Consider the following 15,891-nt stretch of genomic DNA (forward strand, 5'->3'; position numbering starts at 1 on the left):
CCTTATTGCCCTGTAAACATTTATCAACAAATTCTTTGCCTAACGATTTCATAGGCCAGTATTCCTGCTGCTACGGATGCGTTTAATGAATCTACTTTACCGAACATAGGAACCTTAGCAATAAAATCACATTTTTCCTTTATAAGCCGTCCTACTCCTTCACCCTCACTACCTATAACTAATCCAATAGGGCCTTTTAGGTCTAGATTATACATCAATTCTCCGTCCATATCTGCACATACAAACCAAATACCTTTTTTCTTTAATTCCTCTATTGTAACAGATAAATTAGTCACCTTTGCAACCGGAAGATAATTAATGGCTCCGGCTGAGGTTTTTGCCACTGTGGCAGTAAGTCCAACAGCCCTGCGTTTTGGAATTATTATTCCATGGGCTCCAGCTTGATGAGCAGTACGGATAATAGCTCCAAGATTATGAGGGTCCTCAATGCTGTCTAGTAGCAATATAAAGGGAGCCTCTCCTTTCTTGTTTGCAGCCTCTAATATATCATCTACTTCGGCATATTCATATGCTGCAACATAAGCTATAACCCCTTGATGTTTTCCTGTTTGAGACATTTGATTTAGTCTTTCTTTGGTCACATAGCTTATTATAACATCCATTTTCTTTGCCTTACTGACAATAGTTCTGATAGGACCATCCTGACTGTCGTTAAGTACAAATAAGCGGTCGATAGGTCTGCCTGCTCTTAATGCTTCTAAAACTGCATTTCTTCCCTCTATTGTAAACTCTTCGTATCTCATCTTTTTACCATGCCTTTCCTAGATGTTTCTGATTTTTATATTTTATTATACCAATTTATTATTATAGCTAGATAAAATACTAACCATATGAAAATGAAGTCTAATCATCAGTTCTTATACTATCCATGTACTCTTTTAAAGCTTCTTGCCAATCCTTCATATAATAACTATGACACTCTCTTAGCTTTTTATTATCAAGTACAGAATACATAGGACGTTTTGCCGGAGTAGGATATTCTTCGGTAGATATAGCTTCCACCTCAATATTTAAACCGGCCATTTCAAATATTTTTTGTGCAAACTCATACCAGCTGGCCTTACCCTCACAGGTGGCATGGTATTTACCATAACTGTCTGTTTCCATTAAAAATATAATAGCTCTGGCTAGCTCCAGTGCACTGGTTGGAGTTCCTATCTGATCGGACACCACCCGGATTTTTTTACCTTCCTTAGCTAATCTTAGCATGGTTTTTACGAAATTCTTGCCCTCTCCATATAACCAAGCTGTATGGAGTACAAAAGCCTTGGGGCAATACTCCATAACAAAATTATCTCCTGCCAGCTTAGTATGGCCATATATATTTATTGGATTTGCTTTGGTTTCTTCTGTATAAGGTGATTTAGCTTGTCCGTCATATATATAATCGGTTGAAACATGAATAAGCTTTGCATCAACTTTTGCGGCTGCTTTAGCAAGATATTTAGGTCCTAGGGCGTTTATTTTATAGGCCATTTCCTGCTGACTCTCACATAAATCCACTGCAGTCATAGCAGCACAATTAATAATAATATCTGGTCTTATACCTATAATTTCAGCTTCTACTGCGGCTTCATCTGTTATATCTAATTTTCTAACAATACCATCTTCACTAGGCTGATAATCCGTAAGATACAATTGATAGTCTTTATTATCCTTTAAAAGATTGTATAGGGCATGTCCCAATTGCCCCAGTCCACCTGTAATAAAAATCCCTTTCATATTCTCTCCTTAGTATTTCCCAATAATAAATATAGTATAAACAATCCAATATCAAAATACAATGCGAATATATCTCAAAATTATATTAGGGGGCATTAACTGCCCCCCTTTACATACATAAATATAAAGTTTATTTCAGCTAATCATTCCACCCAACATACCACTTAGGCTAGTAATAATAAATACTGTAAATAAATTTCCCAGGGGAAGAACACTTCCATGGTTCATCATTAAGGATATCAGCATTAAAATCACAAAGTAAAATATACCTACAATTAAGCCCCACAGAAACTTTCTTTGTTCTGTTTTTTTTCCGATAAAAAAGCCCCCGATAAATGTAGAAATAATATAGGACAAATTAATTACGCCACTGATAACAGTTGAGGAAATATCTAGCTTTAACATAAGAAATGAAAGAATCAGCAATAATAAAGCAGTAATAATATATGAAAATACCAAAGCTTCCAATATATAGATAATTGCTGAGTTTTGTGATTGTGCCTTGCTCATAATACACCTCTTAATCGGACCTATACTAGAATATATTAAGCTATAAGGGAATTTATTCATTTAATATTGACAAACTTACTTATTTCTTTTTTAGTCCATCTACCGAGTAATTACAAGCTGCATTCCATAAAAGCCATTCCTTATATCCTGCACCATATACGCCGCCAATTTGTTCCCTAAGTTCCAATCCTCCATATTCCTGATAATTCTTAATCCAAGTAGCTGTAAAATCTTGAAGCCAAGGCCTAACAATTGCTTTATGTTCCCCTTCCGGAATTTGATCTAATTTTTCCTTAGAAGCAGTTAGGACCTTTCGTACTATTTTAAAAGGCTCTAAATCAGGGTGATCCACTCCATAGTTACCTTCACCAAAGTGGGAAGGATAAATCATGGGACAAATATAATCTAAATACTTAGCCATTTCCACATAATTTTGCCCTACAAGCCCCGCATCAATACTACTGCTTATAATAGTTCCATATACATCTGCCGAGACAAATACTCCTAAGGGCTTCAATTTTTCATAAGCATATTTGGTAAATTCAATAATTATATCTTCTTTTGTTTTCTCCCTGGCCAAAGGTCCAAAATCTACATTTGACATACCTTTACCGGTTGAAAAGCGGATATAGTCAAATTGAATTTCCTTAAAACCTATTTCTGCTGCCTTGCTAGAAACTTCTATCAGGTAGTCCCATACTTCTTTCTCATAAGGATTAACCCAACACTCACCATTATTGTCCCTATATAAGGAACCATCTTTATTCTTTATAGCCAACTCATGTTTTTGTTCTGCTAAATAAGGATCTTTAAATGCTACAATCCTGGCAATTGGATAAATATCTTTTTCTTCTAATATTGCCATCAATTCTTCTATATCGGAAATCGTATTGGTTGTTGCACCAATCTCCAAAGCCTTAGGGCTGTCCATCATATAAGTAATCCTGCCATTATCATCTTTTATATCTATTACCATGGCGTTAATTTCAGTAGTATCGGCTATTTCAAACAACTTTTCTCTCTTGTCCATAATAGCTCTAGACGTTACATAAATTCCTTTTACCCTAACAGGTTCCCTGTTATCAACTTCCTGTAAGGTTTTATCATCTTTTGATTCATCTACTACTTTATTTTTTGAATCTTTACTATTTACGGGGATTGTTTCTATTTCCTCCGTTGAAGTTTCTGAGGAATTTTCAAAAGAATCTTTAGAATCAGTATCCTTATTAGAATCCGGTAAAACATTTGTATCTTCTTTATTAGACAAATTTTCGACTTCTATATTATCTTGATTAATATTTTTTCCCATATTAAATTCATTTTTATTACGGTTTTTTTGCTCATCCATCTTTAAGCGAACCCCATAATAAGAAGCAAATCCTATACATGCTGAAAAGATAAGAAGTAAAATAACCTTTATAAAAGTATTTCCCCTTCTTTTTCTCCGATTCCTATATGACTTTTCATAATCTATATACATATCAAACCTATTTTTTCTTCCCATTTATAACACTCCATATTTTCATCTTATTTCTAGTTATTTAGTATTTCTTTTTGACCATTACTAATTCTATGTATATTATTATTAATTTCCATAATATTATGATAAAGATTCAAATTAACTAAGTCAATATAAAACCTTTGTTAGCTTTTAATATTGACAATGATTTTTTAATCATTATATAATAAATCGATAGCAATAAACTTACATTTGGAGGCATTAATGAAGTTCAATACACGCTTAAGGCAGCTTAGATTGAACAACAAGATGACACAAAGCGAATTAGCTGATATATTAGGACTTAAACCAACAGCCATATCCAACTATGAGTCTAGTAGAAATGAACCATCCTTTGAAAAACTTATTATATTAGCAAAAATTTTTGATGTCTCTTGTGACTATCTATTAGGAATATCAGACTCATATATATCAAACAGTGGAAAGTTCTTAGATAAGGATATTGAGGATTTTTTAGAAATGTATCAGCAATTAGATCAAGAAAATATTAAGGAACTAAAAAATTATCTCCAATACCTCTTATACAAACAGAAACATTAGAAATTTCAAATTACATTTTATTATATTTTCCAACTAAAAAAGGATAGGCATTTCAAAGTGCTTATCCTTTTATATATTGCTCTTGCTACCATTATGCGTTTAATCCACAGCATTTTTTATATTTCTTACCGCTTCCGCATGGACATGGCTCATTTCTACCTATTTTCTTACCCTTAACAATAGTTTTGGAATTCTTTTGCTCTTTATATAATTCTTTTCTACGGTCTTTTGTAAGCAAGGGTTCCCATTCCTCAAGATTATATAACCAATCTGCTTCTGCAGCTACCATATTATAATAAAGCTTCTCTTTATCATAAGCAAGACTTACCACTGTATCCTTATCCATTTCTTCTATGGGATTAGGAGTTATAAGACTATCATTTATACCGTCTAAGAAGCCTACAAAATATTTTAGCTCAGTATCAAATTCTTTGGCCAGTTCTTCAACGCTTCCTTCCCATACTTTATCGGGATTGGCAAGTAGCTTCTGATAAATCTCCTTCTCAATATTAAAGTACTTTGCCCAAAACATCTGGCCTGACCTGGTATTCATATCATAGGCATAGGCAAAATCTCTCCACTCTTTAAGTAGTCCCATACTTTTCATCCTTCCATTGTTCTGTATTTTATAGTCTGTAATTATAACATATTGCCTATGTATTTTCCATCAAGATTTTTTTACTAAATTAAATAAATTATGTATAAATTAAGTAAAAATGTATCATAATAGTAATATCCTAATACAGAACATGTCTGTAAGGATAAAATGCGTATGCTCTTTCATAATTGGACTCCCCCTCCAATTATGAGCACTAAAGAAAAACTAAATACTTATCCTCCCCTTTTTAATGGAAGACCTGTCACAACAAAGTGGCAGGTCTTTCATTTTATAATTATTTCGTCAACTGAAGCACATTTTTCCAGTCTGATGTATATCCCATTGTATTTAAAACTTTTTGAATAGATATAACCTTTAATTGACGTGATAATTTCTTTATAGCTGAATCAAACAAATATTTAAGATGAATAATTCGTATTTCCCTGTCGAAAGTATATAAAGCATATATCTCATCTAATAACGTATTATCTAAGTATTCTTCTTCAGTAGTCGCAGTAGCTCTATTCTTTAGAAAAAGATCCTTATATCCATTAATAACATTATAATAGTTCTCCTTTTCTAATATTCTAATAGCCTTAGATCCATCTTTTACCTGCAAATTTCTTTTTCGCAAAATACGTACTAGCTGACGATATGTTTTATATACTTTACTCATAAATCGCCTCTCCCTATAAAAAACCCCCGGGCCCGAAGGACACCGGAGGACAAACTGGCAAATATTTTGCATACATATATTAACATTGTTTAATATAAATGTCAATAAAAAGCAAATACAAAATACAGCCTATATTATCATATGCTATTAGATAAGATATATTCCTTGGCCCAATATAGGAGATACTTACATAGAAATCAACATTTCTAAACAATATCTATGGTTTTATAAGGATGGGAAACTTCTTAGCCAAGGACCTGTAGTTACAGGAAATCCAAATAGAGGCAATGCTACAGTTCTTGGAGTCTACATGGTTAATTACAAGCAAAAGGAAGCAACCTTAAGGGGACCTGGATATGAAGCCAAGGTAAAATACTGGATGCCCTTTTTCGGCAATATAGGTTTACATGATGCCCCTTGGAGATCTAGTTTTGGAAGAGATATTTATTTAAGAAACGGAACCCATGGATGTGTAAATGCCCCCCTATATTTGGCAAAGACTATTTTTGAGAATATCGATGAAGGAACTCCTGTTATCGTTTATAAAGAATAATTAATCCATATCATTTGTATCTTAAATTTCACATATTTTATGAACTTTTACTTGTATATTTATAACATAAAGTATATAATATGGTTATTAAACTAATTTGTGTCGACGAATTTAATGTTTATTTAGATAAATAAACTAAAATCTATCCCTATAAAAGAAAAATCATCAGGTTAGGTTGTAATTATATATGATTATATAAGTTTTGTAAATTTTTGATTGTTTTTATCATTTTAATTGATTTTTTATAATCAAATGATATAATTGGAATATATCAGCCAAAAATGACGTTAAAATGCATAAAACTAAAAAGACAATGGAGGAGATCACCTTATGAAAAAACCGAACAATGGATTATTAGAATCTATCAAGTCATCTTTTTCCACAAATAAAAACGATTTTGTGGACAATGACAAAAACAAAATTAACTTCTTTTATACCTTGCGATTTAAATTGATTGCATTGTTTTTAATCCCAGTTGTTTGTATAATACTTCTTGGAATAGTTTCTTCTAATCAAGCCTCCTCAGGAATTGAGAAATATTATAAAAATGCCACTGAAGATTCTATTAACATGGCCGCTGAATATATGCGTTTTGGTTTTGATAATGTAAAAGTTGCCAGTAACCAATTTGTCGGCGACACTACCCTTATGGAATATTTGAGAAACCAAGGGGACATGATGGATCGTAGGGATACAATGAATAGTACTCAAAAAACAATCTCAGCTAGAATTACATCTGATGAATTTATTAAAAATATTTACATAATTTCTGACACAGCTAAGTCAATTATGACAGCACAAGTACAGATTGAAGATGGCTTTTATGCTGGACTTTCCGAAACCGAAATTGGTAAATATTTAATCGAAAACCCCATGAAGTACATATGGAGCGGTCAGGATGATTATCTAGATGAGAAACTGAATACTAAACCTGATGATTATGCCATAAGATTAATCAGACCTTTTGGAAATCTTGACTCAGTTTTAATTATGGACATAAGAGTAGATACTATCAATAAAATTTTGGCTGATTTGTCATTTGAATCCGGTTATTTAGGTTTTATAGCTCCTGATGGTTTTGAAGTTATAGATAAAACAAATAAGAATGTTAAAACAGATAAAGCAGTATTTACAGATCAGCAATTTTATAAGAAAGCATTAGAGTCAAATACATCTACTGGCTCTGATACTGTCGATTATAAAGGCAAAAAGCATTTATTCTTATACTCAAAAATTGGTGATACAGGAGCAATGATTTGTTCCTTAATGCCTTTATCAGTCATAAACAACCAAGCTTCAAACATAAGAACTACTACAGTTATAATTGTTATTATTGCCTGTCTTATAGCAATAACTACAGCAGTTGTTTTATCCACCGGTATTAATAACACAATAAACAATATCAACTCTGTTCTTAGAAGAGCTGCTAAAGGTGATCTTACAATACAATTTTCAATAGACCGTAAGGATGAATTTAAAGTACTCTCAGAGCAAGTACAAGCTACTATCAATAATATGAAGCAATTGATACAACAGGTAAAAGATTTAAGTATGGAAGTATCCTTTTCATCTAACAGTGTATCAAAAGCTTCCGAGGCTTTCTTAAAATCCTCTAGTGATATATCAAGAGCTATGACTGAAATTGAACAAGGTGTTAACCAACAAGCTTTAGAAGCTGAGCAATGCTTAACTCAAATGGATGCCTTGAATAAGAAAATTGAATTAGTTAGCGACAATACAAAAGAAATTGGTCTTATTGCAGACAACACTAAACAAAGAGTTATTGAAGGAACCTATGTTTCTGATGAACTAAATAAGCAAACTTCTTCAACAATATCTACTACAAAAGGTATTATTCAAGAAATAGAAAAACTAGCTGAAAAATCTTCATCAATTAATAGCATAATAAATGTTATAAATGATATAGCTAATCAAACTAATCTTCTTTCACTGAATGCTTCTATTGAGGCATCCCGTGCAGGAGAATACGGAAGAGGTTTTGCTGTTGTAGCTAGTGAAATAAGAAATCTAGCAGAACAATCAAAATCTTCTGTTAACGATATTAAATTTATAATAGAGAGTATATTAGAAGATACGATAAATGTAGTGGAAATAGCTAGAAAAGTTGAAAGTGTATTAAAATTACAGGAAAGTGCAGTTAAGAATACTACAGATTCCTATCAAGACATCAATGAAAGTGTTGAAAAACTTGTTGTATTCTTAAAACAAATCTCCGAGAATGTGGATAGCATTAATGAGACAAGGGTTACTACCCTATCTTCCATTGAAAATATATCTGCAGTTCTTGAAGAGATTGCAGCCGCCTCCAACAATGTCAGTCAATCTTCCAACGAACAGCTACATTCTGTTGAGAGCTTGAACTTATCTGCAGTAAGACTAGATACTCATGTGGATAATCTCACTAAGGAGATAGAGAAATTTAAAGTTTAATTACTATAGTACCAAAGCTACCATAAACAAATTGTGAGCGAAAACTAAGTTTTCGTTCACAATTTGTTTACTATATCTGGTAGTTAAAAAGAAAGGATATCGTCGATGAAAAAAGAAAAAGGAAAAAGAGTAGCTGCAATTATAGGTATTGTAGCCATATTATCACTATACCTGATATCTTTACTCATTAGTATTTTTGCCTCTGATAAATATCCGGGCTTATTTATGGCAAGTGTATTCCTAACTGTTATCATACCTATTATGATTTATTGCTTAGTTGCAGTTTATAAACGGGTCCATAGAAAAAATGACGATACTGATGAAAGCAATAATATATAAGCTGAATAAAGCCAAAAATAAAGGGAAGCTTAGGCTTCCTCTTTTATTTTCTTAAAATATTCCTTTATGGTTTTTTCATAGCCGTTATCTGACGGAACATAGAATACATAGTCCTTGATTTCATCAGGTAAATACTGCTGTTTTACATAGTGATTTTTATAATCATGGGCATACTTATATCCAATTCCCCGTCCAAGCTTTTCAGCTCCCTTATAGTGGGCATCTCTTAGATAAGGAGGGATGGTTGCGGTCTTTTCTGTCTCAACCACTTTCATTGCCGCTTCTATAGCCTTGACTGCAGAATTGCTTTTAGGTGCAGAAGCTACATAGGTTACTGCCTGTGCCAGTATTATCTGGGCTTCAGGCATACCTACCCGCTCTACAGCCAAAGAAGCATTTACAGCCACTACTAAAGCATTAGGGTCTGCATTTCCAACATCCTCAGCAGCACATATCATAATTCTTCTTGCTATAAATGCCACATCTTCCCCTGCATAAAGCATTCTGGCTAAATAATATACTGCCGCATCAGGATCCGATCCTCTCATACTTTTTATAAATGCAGATATGGTATCGTAATGACTGTCACCACCCTTGTCATATTTCAATGCTCGTTTTTGAATACATTCTGAGGCAACATCCAATGTTATATGGATTAGGCCATCCTCTGACCGTTCTGTTGTAAGAACCCCTAATTCTATGGCATTTAAAGCTGATCTTGCATCTCCATTAGATACATCTGCCAAAAACTCTAAAGCATCATCGTATAACTTTGCCCCATAAGCTCCTAGACCTCTTTCTTCATCTGTAATGGCCCTCTTTAATAATATCTTTATATCATCTTTTTCTAATGGATTTAATTCAAATATTATTGACCTAGAGATTAAAGCTGAATTAACTTCAAAATAAGGGTTTTCTGTAGTTGCCCCTATCATGACTATAGTACCATCCTCAACAAATGGTAGTAGATAATCCTGCTGACTTTTATTAAATCTATGGATTTCATCTATGAATAAAATGGTCTTCTTCCCGTACATACCCAAATTATTCTTAGCTTCCGCAATCACTGCCTCCATATCCTTTTTCCCCGATGTAGTAGCATTTAATTGTGTAAATATGGAGCTTGTAGTATTGGCTATAACCTTAGCTAGGGTGGTCTTACCTGTTCCGGGAGGTCCATAAAATATAATGGAGCTGATTTTATCCGCCTTAATGGCACGATAAAGAAGCTTGTCTTTACCAATAATATGCTTTTGTCCAACTACTTCTTCTAAGGTTCGGGGACGAAGCCTAGAAGCTAAGGGTGATTCTTTTTTCATTGTGTTTGTTCTCATATAATCAAATAAATCCACCACATTACCTCCGTGAAACTTCAATGTATTTTAATTTAAATCTACTATCTTTCTTATTGCAATTTTTTAGTATTTTGGCATAATAATAATCATAATAATAATTAGGATAAAATAATAAAATGAGGTGATTACATGAACCTACCCAAGGATCCTTTTATATTACTAAGCTATCTTAATACAAAGTTAAGAAATCAATATCAGTCACTGGATGAGCTATGTATGGAACTTCAGGCAGATAAAGAACAACTTACCTCTTCCCTATCTGCCATCGGTTATTTCTACAATCAAAAGCTAAATCAATTTGTTCAAAAGGATTAACCACAAGATAATTTATTAATTTGATCTCTTTCTCTTTTATGCTGAATTGATTTTATAATCTTAAATAGGGAAAAACCAATAACGGCACCTATTGTATCTATGAGTACATCCCTTATCTCTCCGCTTCTTCCCGGAACAAAGGTCTGGTGATATTCATCTGTAATAGCATAAAAGGCTGTCATTCCTATTGTCATATAAGCTAATCTTGCACCACTTATACCCCTTAAGTAAAGCGGCCATGCTATGGCTGCAGCCAGAATTGCATACTCCGTAATATGGGCTCCCTTTCTTACCACATGATCCAATACCCTTAAGATATTTAATCTTTCCTCTCCTTCTTTAACCTGCCCGGTTAAACCTTCATAAATGGAATAAATATTATCTGCTATTTTCAAGCTGCTTTGGCCGGATATGTCTGCCGGCTTTGACGAAAAATTAAATATTATAATCATTACAAGTATAGCCGGTAACCAAGATAGTCGCTTTTTCATATAATACTCCCTCAAGTTATTCTGTACTTATTATACTATTATAGCATAAAAGAAAAGATGTTAAAACGTATGTTTCCTATTTAGTCTTACTTGCCTCATAAAAATGATATGTTATAATATATAGGTATAATTTAAACGGAGGACATAAAAATGGAACAATTCTTGGGTTCTTACAATACAGTCTATCAGGGCGGTGTGGGAGAAATAGTTATGAAAAAATCAAGATTTATTTCAACTGTAAGCCCAGCTGAAACCGAAGAAGAAGCCCTTGCCTTTATAGAAAGTCTAAGGAAAAAATATTGGGATGCAACCCATAATTGTTATGCCTATATAATAGGTACAAATAATCCTATAATGCGTTGCTCAGATGATGGTGAACCCAGTAAAACTGCCGGTAAACCAATGCTTGATGTCTTAATAGCTAAGGAGTTAACTAATCTTGTAGTAGTTGTAACCCGCTACTTCGGAGGAACTTTACTGGGAACGGGAGGACTGGTAAAGGCATACCAATCTGCTACCATTGAAGGTTTAAATAATAGTGTTATTATAAAAAAAGAGCCTGGGGTCCATATGCAGATTAAAACGGATTATAATCTGATTGGCAAACTACAATATTTTATTGCACAGGAAAATTTATCTATCATTTCTTCAGAATATACAGATATTGTTACATTAGAACTGATGATACCTCTAAATATGGTAACTGGTTTTCAAAAAAAGCTGTCAGACCTATCTAATGGCACCATATCCGGTAGCAAAATAAAAGAGGCATACTTTGCAATCATTGACGGCAAAGTACACCTATTTTAATAGAACTGTCTATTTTAGATTAGTTAGAAGATAAGACATGATTGGTAAAGTAATATGAATAATAATATGTAAGTTGTTATACAGCTTCTAAAGTAATTAAATCGTCTATGATTTCTACCATTGAAATCGGAGTTACTACATTTTCATACAGAATTTTAATAATTGCTTCCACCTTATCCTTGGAATACGAGATTCCCTTGATCTCATCAATTTCTACATTGTTACCTAGATACTTGGCAATCTGTATTCCATAATATGGCTCCCCGCTGTCAGCTTTAAGGTTTTCTGTGATTTTATACTCCAGCCTCATACTTCTGTTGTCATCCAATGTTACTTCATTACTAAACAGTAATTGCATCTTTCCCATATTATTACCCCCATATTAAATGAAAATCCTGATAACAACTGACAAAAATAATTATACACTGAATATAGCAATTAATAAAGTAAAAATTAACGCACCTTTCTTTAGTGTTCGTTATATTTCGACATATCATCGTTTTTTGAGACTATTTTATGTTAAAATGACTCAAAAAATAATATATTATGAAAATTTCCAGATATTAACAGGTAATTGTAAAAATATTACTATCTAGATGTTTTTTTGGAATTACATATTTTATAGCAAATTTAATATTTATAGATATCCATTTGTTGTAATTTATTGACTCATATAGAAATTTCTCTTTATTTCATGGCTATAATTTGTTATACTAATCATATCTTTAAAGTCCATGCGTATGTTTTATGCAAATTGGAGGTAATTATGGATTATAGTAAAAAAGGAATTGAAAACAAACAAAGCTATATAAAATCAACTTCCAGACGGCTTACTTCAAAATTTCGCGTAACTTTATTTAGAGTATGCCTCATTATGGCAGTTGTAACAGTCATTATCTGTGTATATGCAGGTCTTGGCTATATAAAAGGACTTATAGACAGTGCTCCTAACATTACCCAGATTGATGTTATGCCTAAGGGATATACGACCAAGGTATATGATAGTGATGGTAATGTTATAGAACATTTGATTGGTGCCCATGCAAATCGTGAGTATGTAAAAATCAGTGATATACCAAAAGTAGTTCAGGACGCATTTGTCAGCATTGAGGATGAACGTTTCTATGAGCATGACGGAATCGATGTACGAGGTATATTTCGTGCCTTCTTTTCCGGTATAAAAGGCGGAGAATTTAGCCAAGGGGCCAGTACAATAACACAACAGTTATTAAAAAACCAAATATTTGGTGGCGGTAGTGAAAAAAACTTTATAGACAAGCTAGAACGTAAAATTCAAGAGCAATACCTTGCTATCCAATTAGAAAATAAATTAGACAAGGATTTGATTCTTGAATACTACTTAAATACCATTAATCTTGGAGCCGGTACCTATGGGGTTCAGACAGCGTCTAAAAGATACTTTAACAAGAACGTTGGAGAACTCACCCTATCAGAAGCTGCTGTTATAGCAGCTATTGCACAGCTTCCTTCTTATCACAATCCTATAACTAATCCGGAAAGGAACGAAGTTAGAAAGAATGAAGTTCTAAGACAGATGCTTAAACAGGGTAAGTGTAGTCAGGAAGAATACGATGAAGCTATGGCTGATGATGTTTATTCCAGAATTCAGACAGTTAATGAGGAGTATACCACCAAATCCTATTACAGTTATTTCACCGATGAATTAATCGTACAGGTAATGGAAGATTTACAATCAGAACTTGGTTATACTCAAACTCAAGCCTTAGACTTAATATACAGTGGTGGATTAAGGATTATTACTACACAAGATTCCACAATACAGCGTATTGTAGATGAAGTAGTAGCGGATGAATCTAACTACCCCGAAATGGGAAAATCATTATGGGAATTAACATATGCCTTATCCATACAAAAAAATGATGAAGATAAAACCACTATTCATTATCACAGTGATGACCTTTTGAAATATTTTAAAGATTATCCTGATCCCGATAATCTTTATGTCGATACAAAAGATAGTAAATTCTCCTTATTGTTCACAGACAAAGAGGATATGCAAAATAAAATTAATGAATTTAAGGAAGCCATGATGGATGAAGGGGATATAATTCTAGGGGAGAAAATTGATATGGTTATACAACCTCAAGTCTCCTTCGTGGTGATGGATCAGCATACCGGACATGTTCTGGCCATCGTCGGTGGCAGGGGTGAAAAAACCGGTAATCGTACCCTAAACAGAGCTACAGATACAAAAAGACAGCCGGGTTCAACATTTAAGATTCTATCCACTTATCTTCCTGCTTTGGATTCTGCCGGCTTTACTCTTGCCAGTGTCATAGATGATGCGGGGCCTTATTACTACCCCGGAACCAATACTGAAGTAAGCAACTGGAGATCCAAAAAGGAATATGAAGGTTTATCTACTATACGAAAAGCTATTTATGATTCTATGAATATTGTAACCGTAAAGACCTTGGTTGAAGTAACTCCCAATGTAGGCTATGACTATTTGAAAAAGCTTGGTTTTACTACCTTGGTAGAATCAAGAACAGAGCCTGATGGTAGAGTTGTATCAGATATTAACTATCCTATGGCATTAGGAGGTCTAACTGACGGTGTAACCAACCTAGAACTTACAGCAGCCTTTGCTGCCATAGCCAATAAAGGACTTTATATAGAACCTATTTTCTATACAAAAATTTTAGACCACAATGGCAAGGTCTTACTTGAAAATGAGCCTGAAAAAGAACAAGTTATCAAAGAATCCACCGCATGGTTACTTACAAATGCAATGGAAGATGTAGTAACTATCGGAACCGGTAAGCAATTAAAACTTCAAGCAATTGATATGCCTGTTGCAGGTAAAACAGGATCAACTTCAGATTATAACGATTTATGGTTTTCAGGCTATACTCCTTATTATACAGCTTCTGTATGGGGAGGTTTTGATCACAATAGAGCTCAGTCAGAACGTACCTATACTCGTACAATTTGGCGTACTATTATGGAAAGAATTCATATTGAAAAAGGTCTGGAGAAAAAAGACTTTACCATGCCCGATACAATAGTTTCTGCAAAGATATGTACTAAGTCAGGTAAATTAGCTGTAGAGGGATTATGTGATCATTATTTAGGAGGTAATACTGTAAGAGTTGAGTATTTTGCCAAGGGATCCGAGCCTAGGGTAAAATGTGACGTCCATGTAAAAGCACACATATGCACGGAAACAAATAAATTGGCTACTGAATTTTGTCCTAACCAGAAAGAGGCAGTATATCTTAACAAGACAGAAACCGGTGTAACCTATGATACCCCTTATATACTACCTAAGGACAAATGTACAGTCCATAGTCACCCTGGATTTAATCCTCCTTTTGATTTCAATTTACCCGGTAATCAAAATGGAAATCAAAACGGCAATCCTAATAATGGAGAAGAAAATCCCCCAGATAACCAGGAACCACCGGATAATCCGGAAAATGGAAACGAAAACGGAAACCAAAATGGAAATGTAGAAGATCCCAATAATTCCGATGGGCAAAATCAAAATGAAGATTCAAATAACTTTTGGAGTTGGTTTAATCCATAAAGTTTATAAACAGGTAGAACCTAGATTAATAGAAATGGGTTCTACCTGTTTTACATTTATGACTTCATCTTCGGTTCAAAGAACCAAGAGGCTATATAAGAAAAAATTAATGCAGCTGAAATTCCTACTGCAGAAGCTGAAAATCCTCCTTTAAAAATACCTATAAAACCTTCTTGATCTACAGATTTTTTTATACCTTGAAATAAGCTATTACCAAAACCGGTTAAGGGTACGTTGGCTCCGGCACCGGCCCATTTTGAGAAAGGCTCATATACACCTACAGCCCCCAATAGGGCACCTAGGCAAACCAGTATTACCATTACCCTTCCCGGCATTAATTTTGTCTTATCAAGTAAAATTTGAGTAAGGGCGCATATTGCTCCTCCTACTAAAAAAGTAATGATATAATCCACGGATTTT

At 33.7% G+C, this 15,891-nt stretch carries 17 protein-coding genes; 7 read left to right on the forward strand and 10 right to left on the reverse strand.

Features of this window, described 5'->3' with window-relative positions; genetic code table 11:
• Positions 1–23: 23 nt before the first annotated feature.
• The 4 genes from rlmB to SD1D_RS09870 all read right to left on the reverse strand — a co-directional run bounded on the left by rlmB (position 24) and on the right by SD1D_RS09870 (position 3,757).
• A complete protein-coding gene (rlmB, locus tag SD1D_RS09855) occupies positions 24–764 on the reverse strand; it encodes a 23S rRNA (guanosine(2251)-2'-O)-methyltransferase RlmB (RefSeq protein WP_058258754.1) in 741 nt (246 codons plus the stop codon).
• Positions 765–864: 100 nt separating this feature from the next.
• Positions 865–1,743 carry a dTDP-4-dehydrorhamnose reductase gene (rfbD, locus tag SD1D_RS09860; protein ID WP_058258755.1) on the reverse strand — a complete coding sequence of 293 codons (879 nt, stop codon included), beginning with the start codon at positions 1,741–1,743 and terminating at the stop codon, positions 865–867.
• Between the two features lie 135 nt (positions 1,744–1,878).
• Complete coding sequence (locus tag SD1D_RS09865) at positions 1,879–2,253, reverse strand: TIGR04086 family membrane protein (protein WP_058258756.1); 375 nt, start codon at positions 2,251–2,253, stop codon at positions 1,879–1,881.
• Positions 2,254–2,332: 79 nt separating this feature from the next.
• Positions 2,333–3,757 (reverse strand): putative glycoside hydrolase, encoded by a 1,425-nt coding sequence (locus tag SD1D_RS09870; RefSeq protein ID WP_058258757.1) that lies wholly within the window; start codon positions 3,755–3,757, stop codon positions 2,333–2,335.
• A gap of 219 nt (positions 3,758–3,976) precedes the next feature.
• Between SD1D_RS09870 and SD1D_RS09875 the strand changes: the two genes are divergently transcribed.
• Entirely contained in the window at positions 3,977–4,312 is a 336-nt protein-coding gene (locus SD1D_RS09875; RefSeq protein WP_058258758.1) for a helix-turn-helix domain-containing protein, read from the forward strand.
• A 91-nt stretch (positions 4,313–4,403) separates the two neighbouring features.
• Here SD1D_RS09875 and SD1D_RS09880 read toward each other — a convergent pair whose 3' ends face one another.
• Together SD1D_RS09880 and SD1D_RS09885 are read right to left on the reverse strand one after the other, a co-directional pair.
• Entirely contained in the window at positions 4,404–4,910 is a 507-nt protein-coding gene (locus SD1D_RS09880; RefSeq protein ID WP_058258759.1) for an SEC-C metal-binding domain-containing protein, read from the reverse strand.
• 295 nt (positions 4,911–5,205) lie between these two features.
• Positions 5,206–5,586: an Abi family protein gene (locus tag SD1D_RS09885; protein ID WP_058258760.1), complete on the reverse strand. Its 381-nt coding sequence runs from the start codon at positions 5,584–5,586 to the stop codon at positions 5,206–5,208.
• Positions 5,587–5,782: 196 nt separating this feature from the next.
• Between SD1D_RS09885 and SD1D_RS09890 the strand changes: the two genes are divergently transcribed.
• From SD1D_RS09890 to SD1D_RS09900, 3 genes are all read left to right on the forward strand, one after another.
• The gene (locus SD1D_RS09890) at positions 5,783–6,139 is read left to right on the forward strand and encodes a L,D-transpeptidase (RefSeq protein ID WP_330398665.1); all 357 of its coding nucleotides are present in this window, start codon (positions 5,783–5,785) and stop codon (positions 6,137–6,139) included.
• Between the two features lie 330 nt (positions 6,140–6,469).
• Entirely contained in the window at positions 6,470–8,590 is a 2,121-nt protein-coding gene (locus SD1D_RS09895) for a methyl-accepting chemotaxis protein (protein WP_058258762.1), read from the forward strand.
• Between the two features lie 105 nt (positions 8,591–8,695).
• Complete coding sequence (locus SD1D_RS09900) at positions 8,696–8,929, forward strand: hypothetical protein (protein ID WP_058258763.1); 234 nt, start codon at positions 8,696–8,698, stop codon at positions 8,927–8,929.
• Positions 8,930–8,958: 29 nt separating this feature from the next.
• Here the strand turns inward: SD1D_RS09900 and SD1D_RS09905 are convergent, their stop codons facing one another.
• Positions 8,959–10,281 (reverse strand): replication-associated recombination protein A, encoded by a 1,323-nt coding sequence (locus SD1D_RS09905; protein WP_058258764.1) that lies wholly within the window; start codon positions 10,279–10,281, stop codon positions 8,959–8,961.
• A 132-nt stretch (positions 10,282–10,413) separates the two neighbouring features.
• Here SD1D_RS09905 and SD1D_RS09910 point away from each other — a divergent pair, with 132 nt between their 5' ends.
• A complete protein-coding gene (locus SD1D_RS09910; protein WP_058258765.1) occupies positions 10,414–10,599 on the forward strand; it encodes a DUF4250 domain-containing protein in 186 nt (61 codons plus the stop codon).
• Here SD1D_RS09910 and SD1D_RS09915 read toward each other — a convergent pair.
• Positions 10,596–11,090 carry a VanZ family protein gene (locus SD1D_RS09915; RefSeq protein ID WP_058258766.1) on the reverse strand — a complete coding sequence of 165 codons (495 nt, stop codon included), beginning with the start codon at positions 11,088–11,090 and terminating at the stop codon, positions 10,596–10,598. The genes SD1D_RS09910 and SD1D_RS09915 overlap by 4 nt on opposite strands.
• A gap of 150 nt (positions 11,091–11,240) precedes the next feature.
• Here SD1D_RS09915 and SD1D_RS09920 point away from each other — a divergent pair, with 150 nt between their 5' ends.
• Entirely contained in the window at positions 11,241–11,900 is a 660-nt protein-coding gene (locus tag SD1D_RS09920) for a YigZ family protein (RefSeq protein WP_058258767.1), read from the forward strand.
• Positions 11,901–11,976: 76 nt separating this feature from the next.
• Here SD1D_RS09920 and SD1D_RS09925 read toward each other — a convergent pair whose 3' ends face one another.
• Positions 11,977–12,267: a DUF6514 family protein gene (locus SD1D_RS09925; protein WP_058258768.1), complete on the reverse strand. Its 291-nt coding sequence runs from the start codon at positions 12,265–12,267 to the stop codon at positions 11,977–11,979.
• Positions 12,268–12,666: 399 nt separating this feature from the next.
• Between SD1D_RS09925 and SD1D_RS09930 the strand changes: the two genes are divergently transcribed.
• Complete coding sequence (locus SD1D_RS09930; RefSeq protein WP_058258769.1) at positions 12,667–15,471, forward strand: transglycosylase domain-containing protein; 2,805 nt, start codon at positions 12,667–12,669, stop codon at positions 15,469–15,471.
• A gap of 56 nt (positions 15,472–15,527) precedes the next feature.
• Here the strand turns inward: SD1D_RS09930 and spoVAE are convergent, their stop codons facing one another.
• The gene (gene spoVAE / locus SD1D_RS09935; protein WP_058258770.1) at positions 15,528–15,884 is read right to left on the reverse strand and encodes a stage V sporulation protein AE; all 357 of its coding nucleotides are present in this window, start codon (positions 15,882–15,884) and stop codon (positions 15,528–15,530) included.
• Between the last annotated feature and the right edge of the window lie 7 nt (positions 15,885–15,891).

It is taken from the genome of Herbinix luporum (assembly GCF_900070325.1).
GTDB classification, from domain to species: domain Bacteria; phylum Bacillota; class Clostridia; order Lachnospirales; family Lachnospiraceae; genus Mobilitalea; species Mobilitalea luporum.

Excerpts from the sequence above, each read along its gene's own strand:
- rfbD (WP_058258755.1), bottom strand. The coding sequence starts at position 1,743 with ATGAAAGGGATTTTTATTACAGGTGGACTGGGGCAATTGGGACATGCC.
- SD1D_RS09870 (WP_058258757.1), bottom strand. The coding sequence starts at position 3,757 with ATGGGAAGAAAAAATAGGTTTGATATGTATATAGATTATGAAAAGTCA.
- SD1D_RS09900 (WP_058258763.1), top strand. The coding sequence starts at position 8,696 with ATGAAAAAAGAAAAAGGAAAAAGAGTAGCTGCAATTATAGGTATTGTA.
- rlmB (WP_058258754.1), bottom strand. The coding sequence starts at position 764 with ATGAGATACGAAGAGTTTACAATAGAGGGAAGAAATGCAGTTTTAGAA.
- SD1D_RS09920 (WP_058258767.1), top strand. The coding sequence starts at position 11,241 with ATGGAACAATTCTTGGGTTCTTACAATACAGTCTATCAGGGCGGTGTG.
- SD1D_RS09915 (WP_058258766.1), bottom strand. The coding sequence starts at position 11,090 with ATGAAAAAGCGACTATCTTGGTTACCGGCTATACTTGTAATGATTATA.
- SD1D_RS09925 (WP_058258768.1), bottom strand. The coding sequence starts at position 12,267 with ATGGGAAAGATGCAATTACTGTTTAGTAATGAAGTAACATTGGATGAC.
- SD1D_RS09930 (WP_058258769.1), top strand. The coding sequence starts at position 12,667 with ATGGATTATAGTAAAAAAGGAATTGAAAACAAACAAAGCTATATAAAA.
- SD1D_RS09880 (WP_058258759.1), bottom strand. The coding sequence starts at position 4,910 with ATGGGACTACTTAAAGAGTGGAGAGATTTTGCCTATGCCTATGATATG.
- SD1D_RS09910 (WP_058258765.1), top strand. The coding sequence starts at position 10,414 with ATGAACCTACCCAAGGATCCTTTTATATTACTAAGCTATCTTAATACA.
- SD1D_RS09895 (WP_058258762.1), top strand. The coding sequence starts at position 6,470 with ATGAAAAAACCGAACAATGGATTATTAGAATCTATCAAGTCATCTTTT.
- SD1D_RS09885 (WP_058258760.1), bottom strand. The coding sequence starts at position 5,586 with ATGAGTAAAGTATATAAAACATATCGTCAGCTAGTACGTATTTTGCGA.
- SD1D_RS09875 (WP_058258758.1), top strand. The coding sequence starts at position 3,977 with ATGAAGTTCAATACACGCTTAAGGCAGCTTAGATTGAACAACAAGATG.
- SD1D_RS09865 (WP_058258756.1), bottom strand. The coding sequence starts at position 2,253 with ATGAGCAAGGCACAATCACAAAACTCAGCAATTATCTATATATTGGAA.